Origin of the sequence: Desertihabitans aurantiacus (assembly GCF_003344635.1) — a bacterium.
GTDB classification, from domain to species: Bacteria; Actinomycetota; Actinomycetes; order Propionibacteriales; family Propionibacteriaceae; genus Desertihabitans; species Desertihabitans aurantiacus.
The window spans coordinates 1-2949 of the sequence record NZ_QPKK01000365.1; the positions used below are offsets into that span (position 1 = coordinate 1).

The following is a 2949-nucleotide window of genomic DNA, read 5'->3' on the forward strand; positions in this document are numbered from 1 at the left end:
CGCCGCGGCCGTCCCCGGCGTCCTCCTGCTGGACGACGCCGACGCTGCCCTGGCCCGCGGCGACGTCGACGCGGTGGCGGTGGTGACCTCGGCCGGGGCCCGTCCGCCGCTGGTCCGCCGCGCGCTGGCCGCCGGCCTGGCCGTCCTCGCCGAGAAGCCGCTGGCCGCGACCGTGGCAGAGGAGCAGGCACTGCTGGCCGAGATCGAGCGCAGCGGGCAGGCGGTGACGGTCAACCTGTTCAACCGCAGCACCGACTACCACCGCAGCCTGGTCGAACGGGTCGGCGCGGGTGAGCTGGGCCGGCTGCTGTCGGTCGACGTCGCCCACCTCACCCCGGACCTGCTGCCCGGGGAGGGCCACGCCAGCGAGGGCCCGCCCTTCCACGACTGCGGCCTGCACTACGTCGACCTGGCCCGCTGGTACGCCGGCAGCGAGTACGCCGACTGGCACGCCGTGGGGCTCCGGGTGTGGGACTGGCCGGACCCCTGGTGGGTCGACGTGCACGGCCACTTCACCGACGGCACCCTGGTGCACCTGTCGCAGACCTTCGCCTACGCCCAGGCCGCCGCCGTGGTGACCGCCCGCAACGCGGTCGAGGTGGTCGGCACCCACGGCGTCCTCCGGCTCGAGCACGACTTCCGCGTGGTCACCGTCCGCGGCACCACCCGCCGCGGCACCACCGAGGAGACCTGGCCCTACCGCGGCAAGGCGCTGGACGTCCTCGCCGGCGACCTGGCCGACGCCCTCGACGGCCGCCCTCCACCCGCGATGCCCACCGCCCGGGACGCGGTGCTGGCATCGGCGACCTCCCAGCAGATGCTCGACCAGGCCACCGCCGGCGCGCCGCCGGTGGGCACCCGCGCCGACCTGGAGCGCACCCGCGCCCACCGGGCCGCGCTCGCCGACCGCGGTGCCGCCTTCCCCGAGGGCGTGCTCCGCCCGCAGCACCCGAGTTGAGAGCTCAGGACCCCAGCAGCGCCGCGATGTCGTCGGCGCTGAGCGAGGAGGAGGCCATCGAGTCGGCGTCGACCACGCTGGCGAACAGGGCCGCCTTGCGCCGGGCCAGCTCCATCACCTTCTCCTCGATGGTGCCTTCGGAGACCAGCCGGTAGACGTTGACGTTGCGGGTCTGGCCGATGCGGTGCGTCCGGTCGACCGCCTGGGCCTCCACCGCCGGGTTCCACCACGGGTCGAGCAGGAAGCAGTAGTCGGCCTCGGTCAGCGTCAGCCCCACCCCGCCGGCGCGCAGGCTGATGAGGAACACCGGGTCGTCCCCGGAGCGGAAGCCGTCGATCACCTTCGCCCGACCGCGGGTGCGCCCGTCGAGGTAGTGGTAGCCGAGGCCCTCGGCATCCAGCCGCTGCCGCACCCGGGCGAGGAACCCGGTGAACTGGCTGAACACCAGCGCCCGGTGCCCCTCGGCGGCGATCTCGGTCAGGTGCTCGACCAGCAGGTCGATCTTGGCCGAGCCGATGTCGGCATGGTCCTCGTCCACCAGCGCCGGGTCGAGGCTGAGCTGTCGCAGCCGGGTCAGCGAGGCCAGGATCGTCAGCCGGTTCTCGTCCAGGTCCTCCAGCAGCCGCAGGATCCGCTGCCGCTCCCGCTGCAGGTGGGTGTCGTAGAGCTGGCGGTGCCGCGGCCCGAGCTCGACGCTCAGCACCTGCTCCTGCTTGGCGGGCAGGTCGGCGGCCACCACCTCCTTGGTGCGGCGCAGCATCACCGGCGCGACCCGACGCCGCAGCCGGGCCAGGGCGTCGGCGTCGGCGTCCTGCTCGATCGGCTGGGCGTAGCGGGTCTGGAAGTCCTTGACGTGGGGGAACAGCCCCGGCGCGACGACCGAGAGGATCGCCCACAGCTCCATCAGGTTGTTCTCCATCGGCGTGCCGGTGATGGCGAACCGCGACCCGGCTTCGATCCCGCGGACGGCGGCATGGGTGGCGCTGGCGGCGTTCTTCACCAGCTGCGCCTCGTCCAGCACCAGCCCGGCCCAGGGCAGCGCGGCGTAGCCCTCGGCCTCCAGCCGCAGCAGCGTGTAGGTGGTGACGACGAGGTCGACCCCGCCCTCGGCCAGCCGGTCCAGCCCCCAGCCGCGCCGCGACGCCGCGCCGGTGATCGCCAGCACCCGCAGCCCCGGCGCGAACCGCTCCGCCTCGGCCACCCAGGTGCTCTGCACGCTGGAGGGCGCCACCACCAGGAACGGCGGCGCATCCGGGCTCTGCTCGCGGGCCCGCAGCACCATCGCCAGGGTCTGCAACGTCTTGCCCAGGCCCATGTCGTCGGCGAGCACCCCGCCCAGGCCGTGCTCGTGCAGCAGGCTCAGCCAGCCGAAGCCGGTGCGTTGGTAGGGCCGCAGCACCGCCTGCAGCCCGGCCGGCTCCGGTGGCGGCTCGACGGTGCCGAGGTCGCGCAGCGCCGCCGCGGCCCGGCTCCACGCCCGCACCCGCTCGTCGGTGGGCCCGATCTCCTCCAGGTCGGCGAGCAGGTCGTGGTCGTGGCGGGACAGCTTCACCCGGTCGCGTGGCTGCTCGACCACCGCCCGCGCCTCCTCGACCAGCCGGGCCAGCTGGTCGAGCTCGGGACGGTCCAGGTCGACGTAGACGCCGCGGCGGATCTCCACCCGGGTCTGGCCGGTGGCGAGCGCCGCCAGCACCTGGGCCAGCCCGAGGTGGACGGTGCCGAGCTCGACGTCGTCGATGACCACCACGACCTCCAGCTCGAGCCAGTCGGTGCGGCCCTCCCGGTGCGCCTCGGCGGAGCTGGTGAAACGCACGACGGGGGAGCCGGTGGCGGGCCGGAACTCCGGCTCGGTGCCGACCTCGACCAGCTCCACCGCCTCGGTGGCGGCGGCCAGCGCCCGCAGCGCGGGCAGCCGGTCGCGCTGCAGGTCCATCGCCTCCAGCCCGCGGTAGCGGCGGCGGGCGGCCAGCGTCCCGGGCCCGTGCTGGCCG

2 protein-coding genes are annotated in these 2949 nt (G+C 74.9%); one reads left to right on the forward strand and one right to left on the reverse strand.

What is annotated here, in order from left to right; genetic code table 11:
- Window positions 1–958: Gfo/Idh/MocA family protein (locus tag DVA66_RS18945; protein WP_114561409.1), on the forward strand; the 958-nt coding region annotated here is incomplete at its 5' end.
- A 4-nt stretch (window positions 959–962) separates the two neighbouring features.
- Here the strand turns inward: DVA66_RS18945 and DVA66_RS18950 are convergent.
- Window positions 963–2949: DEAD/DEAH box helicase (locus DVA66_RS18950; protein ID WP_198671948.1), on the reverse strand; the 1987-nt coding region annotated here is incomplete at its 5' end.